Source organism: Dyella sp. S184, assembly GCF_009766065.1.
In the GTDB taxonomy this organism is placed as follows: domain Bacteria; phylum Pseudomonadota; class Gammaproteobacteria; order Xanthomonadales; family Rhodanobacteraceae; genus Rhodanobacter.
In genome coordinates this window covers 450,514-464,476 of the sequence record NZ_LMUE01000009.1, presented here as the reverse complement: position 1 = coordinate 464,476, position 13,963 = coordinate 450,514, and the positions used below count along the sequence as shown (strand labels likewise).

Genomic DNA, 13,963 nt, shown 5'->3' with positions numbered 1-13,963 from the left:
TTTCTCTCTTTTCTCACTTCTCTCCACTCACTCCTGATCTTCGGTCACCAACCCATGTAATGCCCACCATTGATCGCCAGGTTCGCACCGGTGATCCAGCTCGCCTGATCACCGGCAAAGAACGCCACGGCGTGCGCGATTTCATCGGGGCGACCCAGGCGGCCGACCGGGATCTGCGCCACGATCTTCTCGCGCACTTCCTCCGGCACCGCCATCACCATGTCGGTGCCGACATAGCCGGGCGAGACGGTGTTCACGGTGATGCCGAACTTCGCGTTCTCCTGCGCCAGCGAAATCGTGAAGCCGTGCATGCCGGCCTTTGCGGCGGCGTAGTTGGCCTGGCCGTACTGGCCCTTCTGGCCGTTGATCGAGCTGATCTGCACGATGCGGCCCCACTTGCGCGCGCGCATGCCGTCAATCACCGGGCGGGTGACGTTGAAGCAGGCGTTCAAGTTGGTGCTGATCACGTCCGTCCACTGCTGGTAGTTCATCTTGTGGAAGGTGCTGTCGCGGGTGATGCCGGCGTTGTTGACCAGGATGTCGATCGGGCCGCATTTTTCCTCGATGGCGCGGATCATCGCGTCGCAACCGGTCGGGTCGGTGACGTCGCCCTGCACCATGCACACCTCGATCCCATCCTTCGCCATCGCGTCGTGCCATGCCTCGGCCTTGGCCTGATCGCGGTAGTTGGTGGCGACCCGGTGCCCCTGGCTGGCGAGGTAGCGGATGATCGCGCTGCCGATGCCGCCGGTGCCGCCCGTGACCAATGCCGTGCGCTGTGTCATGTCCATGATCTCCTGTGAGGTAAAGCAGAGGGCTGTGGGTCCGGGATCATGGCATCGGATTGCTGCAATCCGATGCCATGGAGAGCCGGGTTGTTCATGCTTTATAGCGTTTCAGGCGACAGAGTGACCGCTGCATTGCGGCAAAAGTGCCGGATCGAAATTCGCCAGCGCATGCGCCAGCAAATCCGGCACCTCCATCGCGGCCATCGGCACCGGCACCGACAAGAAGGCCAGGGCCTGTCGCAACGCCGGTAAAGGGGCTGCCGGATCGACCGGATAAGCCTGGTCGGACTTCGACAGCTTGTAGCCCTCGGCATCCAGCACCAGCGGCAGATGCAGATATCTGGGCGTCGGCACGGCCAGGCAGCGCTGCAGCCAGATCTGCCGCGCGGTGGAATCTAGCAGGTCGCTGCCGCGTACCACGTCGGTGATTCCCTGGAATGCGTCGTCCACCACGCAGGCCAGCTGGTACGAATAGAAACCTTCGGCCCGGCGTATCACGAAATCCCCAACGCTCTCGCGCAGGTTCTCACGTTGCGGCCCCAGCAGCGCGTCATCGAAAGTCACCTCGATATCCGGCACGTGCAGGCGCCACGCGGGCAGCCGATCCGGGTCGGCGGCAGCCACACACTGCCCGTCGCGATGGATGCCGCCAGCGGCAGCCAGTTCGCTGCGGCTGCACCAGCAGGGAAATACCCGGCCCGCTGTGCGCAACTGTTCGAACGCTGCGTCATACGCCGCGATGCGTTGCGACTGGAACAGCGGCGCTACGTCGGGGTCGACGCCAAAGGCCGGCAACGCAGCGAGGATACTGGCCGCTGAGCCGGCCACTTCGCGCGGCGGGTCGATATCCTCCATCCGCAGCAACCACTGGCCGCCGGCATGCCGTGCGCACAGCCAGCTGCCCACCGCAGCCACCAGCGAGCCGAAATGCAGGTGCCCGGTGGGCGAGGGGGCAAAGCGGCCGCGATAGGTCATGCGGCCATTTTAGGGCACACCTGGCGGCCGTAAGGCGCCGTGGACCCTTGAAACTGTGCATCCGCGCCCCGAATTTTCACCTGCGCGCCAAGCGTGCATCCACCTTCATGACTGCCAAAGAGAGACAGCCATGCGTCGCATCGCATTGTTCATCGGTACCAACCTCGCCGTCCTGCTCCTGCTGAGCATCGTCTGCCATTTGTTTGGCATCGACCAGATGGCGGCCAGCCGCGGCTATGGCGGCATGGGTGGCCTGCTGGCCTTCGCCGCGGTATTCGGCATGGGCGGTGCCTTCATTTCGCTGGCCATCTCCAAGTGGATGGCCAAGATGTCCACCGGCGCGCGGGTGATCACCCAGCCGCAGAACGAGACCGAGCGCTGGCTGGTCGATACCGTGCGTCGTCACGCCCAGAACGCCGGCATCGGCATGCCTGAGGTGGCGATCTACGACGCCCCGGAAATGAACGCGTTCGCCACCGGCATGACGAAGAACAGCTCGCTGGTCGCGGTCAGCTCCGGCCTGCTGCAGCAGATGGATCGCGAGCAGATCACTGCCGTGCTGGGTCACGAGATTGGCCATGTGGCGAACGGCGATATGGTGACGCTGACCTTGATCCAGGGCGTGCTGAACACGCTGGTGATCCTCGCCGCGCGCATCGTCGGCCGCGCGGTCGACAGCTGGATGTCCGGCGGCCGCGACGACAATCGTGGCGGTGGTGGCATCGGCTACTTCGTGGTGGTGATGGTGCTGCAGGTGGTATTCGGCCTGTTCGCCTCGATGATCGTCGCTGCGTTCTCGCGCTGGCGCGAATTCCGCGCCGACGCCGCGGGCGCCAAGTTCGCCGGTCGCGGCGCGATGATCTCCGCACTGCAACGGCTGCAGGCCAACCACGGCGAAAGCACCCTGCCGAACACCATTGCCGCGTTCGGCATCTCAGGCCCGCTGGCGGACGGCTTCAGGAAACTGTTCATGAGCCATCCGCCGTTGGACGAGCGCATCGCGGCGCTTCAGAACGCCGGATAGGCACGGTTGCACCGTAAACTCCCCAATCCGTCATTCCGGCGCAGGCCGGAATCGCACATTCGATACGACCACGTAAGGCGCGAATGCGATTCCGGCCTGCGCCGGAATGACGATCTAAAAACATCAACGCATCAACGGAACATCGACTCATGACCGCACCCGCCGAAACCCGCAAATTCGAAGCCGAAGTCGCCCAGGTGCTGCACCTGGTCACGCATTCGCTGTACTCGCACAAGGAAATCTTCCTGCGCGAGCTGATCTCCAACGCCTCCGATGCCTGCGACAAGCTGCGCTTCGAGTCGATCGCCAAGCCCGAGCTGATGGCCGGCGACAGCGAGCTGCATATCGACGTGAGCTGGGATCTGGACGCGCGCACCGTCACCATCCGCGACAACGGCGTCGGCATGAACCGCGACGAGGTGGTGGCGAACATCGGCACCATCGCCAGCTCCGGCACCAAGCGCTTCCTCGAGGCGATGTCGGGTGAGCAAAAGGCCGACGCGCGGCTGATTGGCCAGTTCGGCGTGGGCTTCTATTCCGCTTTCGTGGTGGCCGACAAGGTCACCGTGATCACCCGCCGCGCCGATGCGCCGGCGAGCGACGGCGTGAAGTGGGAGAGTGACGGCAAGGGCGAGTATTCGCTGGAGCAGGTCGAGCAGGCCGAGCGCGGCACCGCGGTGATCCTGCATCTGAAGGCCGACGAGGACGAGTTCCTCAAGCGCTGGCAGCTGCGTTCGCTGATCACCAAGTACTCCGACCACGTCGCCTTCCCGATCCGCATGCCGGTGGAGAAGGACGGCAAGTCGACCGACGAATGGGAAACCATCAACGCCGCCTCGGCGCTGTGGACCAAGCCGAAATCGGAGATCAGCGACGAGGACTACCAGAGCTTCTACAAGTCGCTCGGCCACGATTTCAACGACGCGCTGGCCTGGACCCACAACCGCGTCGAGGGCAGCCAGAGCTTCACCACCTTGCTGTACATCCCGTCGCAGCCACCGTTCGACCTGATGATGGGCGGCCGCGACGAGCGCAAGGGATTGAAGCTGTACATCAAGCGCGTCTTCATCATGGACGCAGCCGAGGAACTGCTGCCGAACTACCTGCGCTTCGTGCGCGGCGTGGTCGATGCGGATGATCTGCCGCTCAACGTGAGCCGCGAGATCCTGCAGCAGAACCGCCAGCTCGAGCGCATCAAGTCCGCCTGCGTGAAGCGCGTGCTCGACCTGATCGAAAAGCTGGCCAAGGACGAGCCGGAAAAATTCGCCATCTTCTACAAGGCGTTCGGCAACACGCTCAAGGAAGGCATCAGCGAGGATGCGAACAACCGCGAGCGCATCGCCAAACTGCTGCGCTTCGCCTCCACGAAAGGTGACGGCAGCGCGCAGACCGTCTCGTTCGACGACTACATCGGCCGCATGCCGGTGGGCCAGGACAGCATCTGGTTCATCACCGCCGACAGCTACGCCGCCGCGCTGGGCAGCCCGCAGCTGGAAGCGTTCAAGGCCAAGGGCATCGAAGTGCTGCTGATGTCCGACCGCATCGACGAATGGATGCTCGGCTCCTTGAGCGAATACAGCGGCAAGAAACTGCAGAACGTCGCCAAGGGCGAACTGCCGCTGGACGAGGCCGACAAGAAGAAGCAGGAGGAGTCGGCGAAGGAGGCCGAGCCGCTGGTCAAGAAACTCAAGGACCTGCTCGGCGATCGCGTCGGCGACGTGCGCGTCTCCGCCCGCCTCACCGATTCACCGTCGTGCCTCGCGCTGAGCGACTACGAGATGGCCCCACACCTGGCTCGCCTGCTGCGCGAAGCCGGCCACGACATGCCGGACAACAAGCCGACGCTGGAGATCAATCCGCAGCATGCGTTGCTGAAGCGTGTCGAGGCGGAAGCTGATGAATCGAAGGCGAAGGATCTGGCCACGCTGTTGCTGGAGCAGGCGGAGATCGCAGCCGGGGCGCAGTTGCCGGATCCGTCGGCGTTCGTACAAAGGATGAATCGGGTGTTATTGGGGTGAGGCGCAGCGCGCGTTGCTGATATGAGAAGGCCGCCGACTAGGCGGCCTTTTTTTTCGCCATCCACTACTACTCGTCATTCCGGCGAAGGCCGGAATCGCTTTTGTGCCTTCGCCATATCTAGAGCGGCGGGCCATCCTGGGCCGTGCTCGATGTATCTACTGGTTATCTAGCGAAAAATTTCCCCATGCGCTTCGTGATATCACGGAGAACCGTTGCAACGGTGTCCCTGTCGCCAGGATGAAACTTCGAGCAGAATGCACGATCCGCATCGGCGATGCATCGGAGGTCGACATGTCCGCGAACGCAGCAATCTTCCGTCAGTTGCATGGTGGCCCGCAGCCATTGCGGCTGCCCAATGCCTGGGACGCCGGCAGTGCCAGATTGTTCGAAAGCCTGGGTGCCACGGCCATCGCCACCACCAGCGCGGGATTGGCCTGGGCGCTTGGCTACGCGGATGGGGGAAAACTGCCGGTGGACGCCGCGATCCATGCCGCGGCCGGCATCGCGCGGGTCCTCACGGTGCCGTTGTCGGTCGACATGGAAAACGGTTATGCCGATGATGCCGCGACGGTAGGCGAGACGATCCGGCGGCTGCTCGATGTCGGCGTCGCCGGCATCAATATCGAGGATGGCGCCTACGCGCCGGCCACGCTTGCCGCGAAAATCGAAGCGATCAGGAACATCGCCGCAAAGGCCGGTTCGGACATCTTCGTGAATGCACGCACTGACGTGTACCTGGCCAACCTGGTCGATGCCTCGCAGCGGGTCGACGAAACGCTGTCGCGCGGCGCGATCTATCGCGCGGCCGGTGCCGATGGCTTGTTTGTTCCGGGTCTGCACGAACCGGCGGAGATCCAGGCCATCGTGGCGAAGGTAGGCCTGCCGCTCAACGTGATGGCGTGGCCAGGCCTGATGCCGGTCCACGAGCTGGGTCAGCTCGGCGTGCGACGCTTCAGCGCAGGCTCCGGTATTTCGCAGATGCTGTGGGGCCACGCGGAAACATTGGCGCGGGATTTTCTCGATAGCGGGCGCTCCGAGTCGCTGGCCAAAGGCGCCATGCCGTACGTCCGGATCCAGGCCTTGTTCGCCGAAACGTAAGCGACAAAGCACTCGCAGGAATCCTACCTGCCCGTCACCCCAGCGTAGGCTGGGGTCCAGTGTCTTCAGCTCCATGCTCACTGTTACATCGGCGCTCACAGGCAAGAGCTTTCGTGCGCCTTTGGCGCCCTACAAGCTGGGGATGACCAGGCTCTGTAAGGACTTACTTAAGCTGCGCTAGCGCGACAAGCTCTTGGACAATGATCCGAAAGTTCGATATGAGTTTATCTATGTCTTGACGTTGTGCGATGAATCGGCGGCTGTGGGCACACATATCCCCGACATCCTTGAGCTTGAGAAGTGCAGCCTTGGAATTTTTTCTGAGATTCCAGGATTTCTCGGCAGCCAGTGCACTTATTAAGTCCTTCAGGTAGAAATGGGAAGTTGACCACCATTCGATACCCGGTTCTTCGCGCATACCGAGATGAGGTTCCTATGACTCGTACAGTTGCTGACAAACGCACCACCTTTCGCGCCCTGCACCAGCAAGGCTGTTTCGTGCTGCCCAATCCCTGGGATGTGGGCAGTGCACGGATGTTGCAGCATCTGGGCTTTGCAGCGCTGGCCTCGACTAGTTCGGGTTATGCCTGGTCAACAGGTCGCCCCGACTACGCGGTGACGCTCACGGATGTGCTACAGCATCTGGCTTATCTGTGCGAAGCGGTTGACCTGCCGGTGAACGCCGATTTCGAGTCCGGTTTTGCATCCGATCCCGAAGGGGTAGCGGTCAATGTCGGGCTCGCCGTGCAGGCGGGTGTGGCTGGCCTCTCGATTGAGGATCGCGATATCGAGGCTCCGTTCGGCCTCTACGACAGTGCCTTTGCGGCGGAACGCATCCGTGCTGCCCGTGCAGCGATCGACCGGTCGGGCGAGGACGTCATATTGGTGGCTCGTACCGAGGGCCTGCTGCACGATGCCGATGCCATCACGCCGGCCATCGACAAGCTGGTTGCCTTTGCCATGGCGGGGGCCGATTGCCTCTATGCACCGGGCGTACGCGACAAGGCCCATATCGCGACGATGGTCCGTGCGGTGGCACCCAAGCCGCTCAATGTCCTGGTCATGGACACCGGATGGAGCGTTGCCGAACTGGCCGATCTCGGCGTGCGACGCATCAGTATTGGCGGTGCGTTGGCACGGGCTGCCTGGGGCGCGGCATTTATGGCTGCCGAACAGATGAGGACCGGTTCGTTTAAGGGTCTGGCCAATGGAACGCCCGGCAGGCAACTGAACGATATTTTCGCCAGCTTCGCTTGAAGCTCTGCCGCGATTCTTTGTAAAGCGAAGTGGGTCACGGCCACATACGATCGTATGTGGCCATGAAGTTGAATGGCTCCAATCCGTTGCCGCGCCTTTATTTCTTGCCGACTTCCGCAGCGTGTTCGGCGGGGCCGTCCGATAGATAGGTTTTGGCCAGACGCGCAATGCGCTGCGCTTCGATCCCGATCTCACGCAGTTGGCCTGTCGGCGAAGCGATCAGGCCACAGAAAAAGAGCCCTGGCTCCGACGTGGTCTGGCCCGAGGCGAGTGGCATGCCTTTGGCATCGAATACGCCATGTGCTTCCGGCAACAGCTTGCGCAGGTCAGGGCGAAAGCCGGTCGCGAGAATGACGCCATCGAACTTCTCTTCGGGTGAGCCGGTGAAGATCACGCCATCGCGGGTGAATCGCTCGATGTCGCCGCGTATCTTGATCGTACCGTCCCTGATCCGTGCCAACGTACCCACATCGAGCAATGGCACACGGCGGTCCTCCTCGATCATGCGGCGTGGTCCCTTGCTGGCAATCTTCAGTCCGAGATTCCTGACGGGGCCGACGGCAAGCCGGATGGCGGGTGCATTGATGAAATCAGCCACGCGCGCGGGCAGGTGCGCTTCTGCGATTGCCCAGGTCAGGATCGGAAGACCAAGCAATTCGCGCGGCAGGATCTGCACCGGGCCACGCACGGCCAGGGTCACGTCGACGTTGGCTTCGGCCAGGTCGAGCGCAATCTCACCGCCTGAATTTCCGAATCCGACCACGAGGACGCGCTTGCCCGCAAAGGCCGCGGGATTTGCATAGCTGGTGCTGTGGATGACGACCCCCTGATAGACGTCCGATCCGGGCCATGTCGGCCGATGGGGGAAGTCGGCCCAGCCGGTCGCGATGACGACGACAGGCGCTATGAAGGATTTCTGCGCGGTGTCGACACGCCACGTCCTACCGTCGCGGCGAACGTTTCGCACCACGCTGCCGAAGATCGGCTCAAGGCCGAAGTGTGCTGCGTAGCCTTCGAGATATTCGATGACTTGCGCGCGCGATGGGTATCTCGGATAGGTACGCGGCATGGCCATGCCGGGCAACGCGGAGTGTCCACGATCCGTGTGCAGATGCAGCCGGTCGTAGTGGTGCCGCCATACCGAAGCGACTGCATCGGCCTTTTCCAGTATCACTACCCTGAGGCCGAACCGACGCATGGTCGCGGCGCAGGCCAGACCTGCAGGACCCGCGCCGACAACGATCGCGTCTGCATTCACCATCGGTTCCCGTCCGCTCCAGAGTCCACACGCGGCAACTGCGGATGCGACGCACCTTACCCCTGGCTCATTCTGCAGTCCATTACCGAGGCAATGGCGCAGCCGTCCGAAACTGGGATCAGAGTGCACTCCAGGTCACGAATTGCGCCATGATGGCGTCGCTGAAAATCGCCTGCAGGGACGGATATGAGGCGCCGATGACCGAGGCAACTTGCGAAGAATGAGGAGGCTTGATTATCTGACCATGGCATCGCGCTTAGTCGGCTGCGCTGCCGGCGTATACCCATCGTCCAGCGTATGGATGAAGGCAATGATGTCCAGCATGTCCAGTTTGCTCAGCGGTGGCTTGTCGCCGGCGTGGAGATCGAACGGAGCATCCTTGATGTCCACGTTGCCCTGCAATGTTTTCGGGATGTCGTTGTACAGCACGAGCTTGCCACTGGCATCACGCGGATAGATTTTTTCGGGTTGAACGCTGCGCAGATTGTAGAAGTCCAGCACCTGCTGCAGGGTGTGATACACGCCATTGTGGAAAAACACCGAACGTCGGTCGGCATTGCGCAGGGTCGGGGTCAGGAACATGCCGCAGTATTGCGTCTGCTGCGCCAGATCCTTGCGGACGGGGCCGCACAGGCCGAGGTCGAAGAACTTCGGATCTTTGTTGAGCGGCAGGTGCGGGTTGCGTGGCACACCAAGTGCCTCGTATTGGGTATCGGTGAATAGCGGCGGCAGGCCGTCGCGGCTTGGCTGGCTCAAATGACAGGCGGCGCAATTGCCTTTTTGCGGATCGTTGAAGAGCTGCATGCCGCGCGCTTCGGCCGGGGTGAGCTTTGCGTTGCCCTGCAGCCATGCATCGTACTTGCTGGTGAAGGCGTGAAAGGACGGGTCTTCGATCTGGTAGCGAACGATGGCAAACATGGCCTCGGACACCAGTCGATCCGGATCGTTGAAGATGGTCGGGCCGAACAGCTGGACGAACCTCTGGCGGTAATCGGCATGGGTCAATTCGCTGGCGATCATGGTCACGCTGTCGTTGGCCATTTCCATCGGATCAAGCGCGGGCAGAAAGGCCTGCCGTTGCAGCGAGTCGGCGCGACCGTCCCAGAACAATCCGCCCTGAGGCACCATGGCTGTCGGTTGCATGGTGCCGGCCGATTTTTGCATCTTGGGATCGCTGCCGGCCGAGGCCGCCACCGTATTGAGATTGACGGGCGCATCATCCGGGCCGGTATCCGGGCCGGTATCCGGGCCTATGCTGAAAGGTTGTTGCCGGTAGAGATAGGCCAGCGACGGAGGTGGCCGGTCGCCGAAGCTTTTCAGATCCCGGCCGCCCGGCTGGACGGTCAGTTTGTTGGGCGGGTTGTAAGCGTATTTTGGGCTATGGCAGGACGCGCAGGATTGCCGCCCCGAGGCCGATAGCGAACGATCGAAAAACAGCAGCTTGCCCAGTTGCGCCACCGCACTTAGCGACCCCGCTGGTGGAAGGTTCAACTGGACAGGATGAGGGTTGACGCCATCCACAGCAGTCGTTGCGGCAACAGTTTGCGCAACGGCATGACCGGTTAGTCCACAGGCGAGCAGGCAACCTGAAACAAGAACGAAAGCGGCCTTCAGCAGATGAATGTTGCTGCGGGATACAGGGCGTTCGGATGATCGGGCAACAAATGGCAAGAGCAGTAATCCGGTAGCTTCAATACGGTTGACGGGAGCGAACCAGCATGGGTTCCCTCATCGATGAGGGCGACGATATTTGGATAAGTACCAAGCGGCCGCGGGAGCATCCCTGCCCAGTCAACCTGAGCAGGGATGCAGTCCTTCCGACTTACAGGGCTTTATTTGAAAGCACCGCGACCTGGGCGCTTTGCTGCGGGCGGGGATCGATCGGCGTTGGGACCTTGGTACCCAGGAGAGGGTCCAGGAAGAGCGGGCGTGCAAGATCGAACTGGTTACGATTGAAATCGAACATGCTCATGATGCTTCCGGCTGTCGCGTCGTTCGAACCTTGGCCGATGCGCTCGCCACCGAGCCAGTTGTCCTCGATAAAGCGCACCACCGAGGACTGCGTGATACGGGTATCGTCGACGTAATTGACGCGCGCGTAGGGCGATATGACCAGGAATGGAACGCGCGTGCCGGGTCCACAGCGTCCATTGACGACGCCACCATTCACGCCGATGCCTGGCTGGGCATTGGTGCTGTTGCAGATGCCGTGGCCATTGAGCTGATCTGCGCCAGTTACCGAACCCTGCGGCGTGGTTGAGTCGAACGAAGACGTGGTGGGCGATGCATAGCGATGGTCGTACCAGCCATCGGAATCGTCGTAGGTGATGATGACCGCCGTATCCTTCCAGTCGGGCTGCTTCTCCAGGAAGTTGATGACCTTGACGACGAATTCCTGTTCATCCAGAGGATCCGAATTGCCCGGGTGTGCATCGTCCACCGCCGGCGCTTTCAGATAGCTCACCGACGGGAAGTTGCCCGCTGACACGGCGCTGAAGAAATCGTTGACGTCGTACTCGTGATGGACCGGCGTGCCGCCGCTGTCCTTCGGGTCGGTATAGCCGATCTTGGCGATCGAGCTGGGACGCGCATGGGTCGAGTTCGCTGTGGATGCGAAGTACTGGAACCAGTTGTGATGGGGGGTATAGTCGGTCTTGGTCGCCCCCAGCACGCTTGAATAGGTGCTGCGTGCGCAGCCCGTGGTTCCATTGCTGTTGGTGGCGGTCAGGTCGAAACCACCCATGAATCCGCCCCAGGTCAAATTGTTGGCGTTCAGCAGATCGCCGATGTTCTTCGAGGTCATCCGGGCCGTGCTGGAGACCGACGAGCAGCTATCGTAGGCCGGATCGGTGTCGCCTATCAGAGTCAAACCGCCCTGGGTATCGGGAATGGTCGATGCGGAACCAACGACTGCCTGGGCACCGTTGGTGGTACCGGAGACCACCTCCAACGCGCCCGGTGTAGAGGGCCCGTAGGTATCGGTATATGCATTGTCATTCAGCGCAAAATGCTGGGCGTAGTTCCACATCGCGGTCACGGTGTTGCCGTCGAAATAAGCCATGACCAGACCGTGGGTGCCAAAGGTGCCGGCGCTGCTGACGGTGTTGTTGCCGGTGTAGGCGGGGAACAAATCCGACGCGCCGTTATCGTAGGCCAGCTGTTCCGGCGTGTAGGAGTGGTTTTGGCCTTCGGTATTGGCCTGCGTGCGATCCAGTCGGAACGGATTGACCGCGTTGACGCCGTTGAGCGGATTGAGCGCGTTCGGGTTCTGCGTCAACAGGGCGGGCGTAAGGCCCTGCACGGCTGGCGTCGATGGCTCTGCGGTGAATACCGGTTCGCCAGGCGGGTTCTGAGCCACCGGGTAGGTGCCGAAATAATGATCGAACGAGCGGTTCTCGCCAAAGATGACCACCAGATGCTTGATCGGCGTGGCAGTAGGTACGGCATCCTGGGGAGTGATGTGCGGCATGGGCCCGGGGATCACCTGGCCCGGGGAAAGAACCGTGCCCGCAGGTGGTGCCACCTGGGCGGAAACTGCGAATGCGAATCCCGTCGAGGCGATCGAAGCGCATAGCAATGTCTTGTGGAATAGATGAGGGCGGGACATACGAGAACTCCTGTTGATAGATGCAACGAGGACAGGGCTGACCGGAGAGGGCGAGCCGTAGCGAATTCAATGAATCGCCTTGTGGTTACGGCAAACCATTGCAGGGACGCGCGCGGCGAAGGCGATTTCACCATCCGGGTATGAACATTCCGAGACAGTTCGGCGCTTGAATGGCGTCCGTTTCAAATGGCGGAGTGAAACAGGCCATGCCGGTTCACCCGCAGCAAGAAACGGCGATGCACCCGGACACGTTGCTGGCAGTGAACATCCTGTCGCACGCTGCGCGACTACAAGATGGGTTCGCATCTCGCCCGGCTGCTGCGCGAAGCCGGCCACGACATACTGGCCCGTTTCTGCCGCCATCCCCCACTACCCGTCATCCCGGCGAAGACCGGGATCGCTTTTGTGCCTTCGTCGTGTATTTATGTCGAGCCAAGAGCTTTTAGACGCTAAATTGTGAAATGGATGGCGAAGGGCGCATCTTTCCTTCCGACGGCTAGAGTGAAGTAGACAGGCGGCATGCGCGAAGCAGCTCCTTGGTGCATCCGCAACAACAGGGGATATGGGACATGAAGATCAGTAGACGCTCGACCCAGGCCATGGTCGGCATGGCCACGATCCTGGCAACCCTGTGCGCGTCGCCGGCAATGGCGACCCGAGCAGACGATGTCGCTCTGGCTGCGCGCGTCGATCGTGTGCTCGCGAAGACGCCGTTGATCGATGGCCACAACGATCTGGCGTGGGAAATCCGCGAACGTTTCGGCAATGCGGCCGGCGTGGACCTCGGCGTCAGTACCGCAAACCTTCCGTCGAAACCGGAAGACGGTGAAATGCCGGCGCCGCTGATGACGGACATTCCGCGCCTGCACCAAGGCCATCTCGGTGCGCAGTTCTGGTCGGTGTGGATTCCGCCTACGGTCACCGGCCCGGCGGCGGTGAAGATGACGATCGAGCAGATCGATATCGTGCATACCATGGTGGCGCGCTATCCGAAGGAACTGCAGATGGCCTATTCGGCGGACGACATCATGCAGGCATTCAAGGCCGGCCGCGTGGCGTCGCTGATCGGCATCGAAGGCGGTCACCAGATTGACGACTCGTTGCCGGTGCTGCGCCAGATGTACGCCCTCGGTGCACGCTACATGACGCTGACCCACACGCTGGACAACGATTGGGCCGATTCCGCGACGGATGCACCGAAACATCATGGACTGACGCCGTTCGGACGCGCGGTGGTGCACGAGATGAACCGTCTCGGCATGCTGGTCGATCTCAGCCATGTATCCCCGGATACGATGCGCGCCGCCCTGAATGCCTCGGTCGCGCCAGTGATGTTTTCGCACTCCGGTGCGCGCGCGCTGGACGATCATCCACGCGACGTGCCGGACGATGTGCTGAAGATGGTGGCGCGCAACCACGGCATCGTCATGGCGACCTTTGCGCCATCCTATGTTTCGGCCGCACGCGCACGCTGGGAAGCTGATCGTGCTGCCGAGCAGACGCGCTACAACGCGCCACCTTACGCCGGCCTCTACATCGGTCAGCCCGAGCGGGCGCAGGCGGCGCTGGCCGAATGGGACCGCCAGCATCCCAAACCCGTCGTCACGCTGGCGATGGTTGCCGATCACATCGAACACCTACGCCAGGTGGCCGGGATCGACTGCGTCGGGATCGGTTCCGATTTCGACGGCATTCCCGACACGCCGCAGGGCCTGGAAGGCGTCGACAAGTACCCGGCTCTGCTCGTGGAGCTGGCACGACGCGGCTGGACCGACGAGGAACTCGGCAAGCTGGCCGGCGGGAACATGCTGCGGGTGCTGCGCGAAGCCGCCGCCGTGGCCACGCAGCTGCAGGCAAGCGAGCCGCCATCATCGGCAACGATCGGGCAACTGGATGCCGCTGCCACGAAGAAACCCTCCTGAAGCAATCCTCATGAA

10 protein-coding genes are annotated in these 13,963 nt (G+C 62.0%); 5 read left to right on the top strand and 5 right to left on the bottom strand.

The features are described from left to right. Positions 1-44: 44 nt before the first annotated feature. Both phbB and gluQRS read right to left on the bottom strand, forming a co-directional pair. Entirely contained in the window at positions 45-785 is a 741-nt protein-coding gene (phbB, locus tag GSQ75_RS14290; protein ID WP_158755525.1) for an acetoacetyl-CoA reductase, read from the bottom strand. A gap of 111 nt (positions 786-896) precedes the next feature. Beyond that, positions 897-1,763: a tRNA glutamyl-Q(34) synthetase GluQRS gene (gluQRS, locus tag GSQ75_RS14285; protein ID WP_158755524.1), complete on the bottom strand. Its 867-nt coding sequence runs from the start codon at positions 1,761-1,763 to the stop codon at positions 897-899. A 130-nt stretch (positions 1,764-1,893) separates the two neighbouring features. Here gluQRS and htpX point away from each other — a divergent pair, with 130 nt between their 5' ends. The 4 genes from htpX (at position 1,894) to GSQ75_RS14265 (ending at position 7,161) form a co-directional block, all read left to right on the top strand. Then, positions 1,894-2,787, top strand: a complete 894-nt coding sequence (htpX, locus tag GSQ75_RS14280) for a protease HtpX (protein ID WP_158755523.1) — start codon at positions 1,894-1,896, stop codon at positions 2,785-2,787. Between the two features lie 149 nt (positions 2,788-2,936). Next, complete coding sequence (htpG, locus tag GSQ75_RS14275) at positions 2,937-4,805, top strand: molecular chaperone HtpG (protein ID WP_158755522.1); 1,869 nt, start codon at positions 2,937-2,939, stop codon at positions 4,803-4,805. A 292-nt stretch (positions 4,806-5,097) separates the two neighbouring features. Then, positions 5,098-5,904 carry an isocitrate lyase/phosphoenolpyruvate mutase family protein gene (locus tag GSQ75_RS14270; protein WP_158755521.1) on the top strand — a complete coding sequence of 269 codons (807 nt, stop codon included), beginning with the start codon at positions 5,098-5,100 and terminating at the stop codon, positions 5,902-5,904. A gap of 384 nt (positions 5,905-6,288) precedes the next feature. After that, a complete protein-coding gene (locus GSQ75_RS14265; protein WP_254058587.1) occupies positions 6,289-7,161 on the top strand; it encodes an isocitrate lyase/phosphoenolpyruvate mutase family protein in 873 nt (290 codons plus the stop codon). 97 nt (positions 7,162-7,258) lie between these two features. On the opposite strand, the gene GSQ75_RS14260 is transcribed toward GSQ75_RS14265, so the two are convergent. The 3 genes from GSQ75_RS14260 to GSQ75_RS14250 form a co-directional block, all read right to left on the bottom strand. After that, positions 7,259-8,422, bottom strand: coding sequence for an NAD(P)/FAD-dependent oxidoreductase (locus GSQ75_RS14260; protein ID WP_158755520.1), 1,164 nt, complete (start codon positions 8,420-8,422; stop codon positions 7,259-7,261). Between the two features lie 231 nt (positions 8,423-8,653). Then, positions 8,654-9,910 carry a cytochrome c peroxidase gene (locus GSQ75_RS14255; RefSeq protein WP_254058586.1) on the bottom strand — a complete coding sequence of 419 codons (1,257 nt, stop codon included), beginning with the start codon at positions 9,908-9,910 and terminating at the stop codon, positions 8,654-8,656. Between the two features lie 331 nt (positions 9,911-10,241). After that, positions 10,242-12,026, bottom strand: coding sequence for an alkaline phosphatase family protein (locus GSQ75_RS14250; RefSeq protein ID WP_158755519.1), 1,785 nt, complete (start codon positions 12,024-12,026; stop codon positions 10,242-10,244). A gap of 569 nt (positions 12,027-12,595) precedes the next feature. On the opposite strand from GSQ75_RS14250, the gene GSQ75_RS14245 reads away from it, so the two are divergent. After that, on the top strand, positions 12,596-13,948 hold the full coding sequence (locus tag GSQ75_RS14245) for a dipeptidase (RefSeq protein ID WP_216840691.1): 1,353 nt from the start codon (positions 12,596-12,598) through the stop codon (positions 13,946-13,948). Positions 13,949-13,963: the final 15 nt, after the last annotated feature.

Coding starts and splice junctions, on each gene's coding strand:
- phbB (WP_158755525.1), bottom strand. CDS start 785: ATGACACAGCGCACGGCATTGGTCACGGGCGGCACCGGCGGCATCGGC.
- gluQRS (WP_158755524.1), bottom strand. CDS start 1,763: ATGACCTATCGCGGCCGCTTTGCCCCCTCGCCCACCGGGCACCTGCAT.
- htpX (WP_158755523.1), top strand. CDS start 1,894: ATGCGTCGCATCGCATTGTTCATCGGTACCAACCTCGCCGTCCTGCTC.
- htpG (WP_158755522.1), top strand. CDS start 2,937: ATGACCGCACCCGCCGAAACCCGCAAATTCGAAGCCGAAGTCGCCCAG.
- GSQ75_RS14270 (WP_158755521.1), top strand. CDS start 5,098: ATGTCCGCGAACGCAGCAATCTTCCGTCAGTTGCATGGTGGCCCGCAG.
- GSQ75_RS14260 (WP_158755520.1), bottom strand. CDS start 8,422: ATGGTGAATGCAGACGCGATCGTTGTCGGCGCGGGTCCTGCAGGTCTG.
- GSQ75_RS14250 (WP_158755519.1), bottom strand. CDS start 12,026: ATGTCCCGCCCTCATCTATTCCACAAGACATTGCTATGCGCTTCGATC.
- GSQ75_RS14245 (WP_216840691.1), top strand. CDS start 12,596: ATGAAGATCAGTAGACGCTCGACCCAGGCCATGGTCGGCATGGCCACG.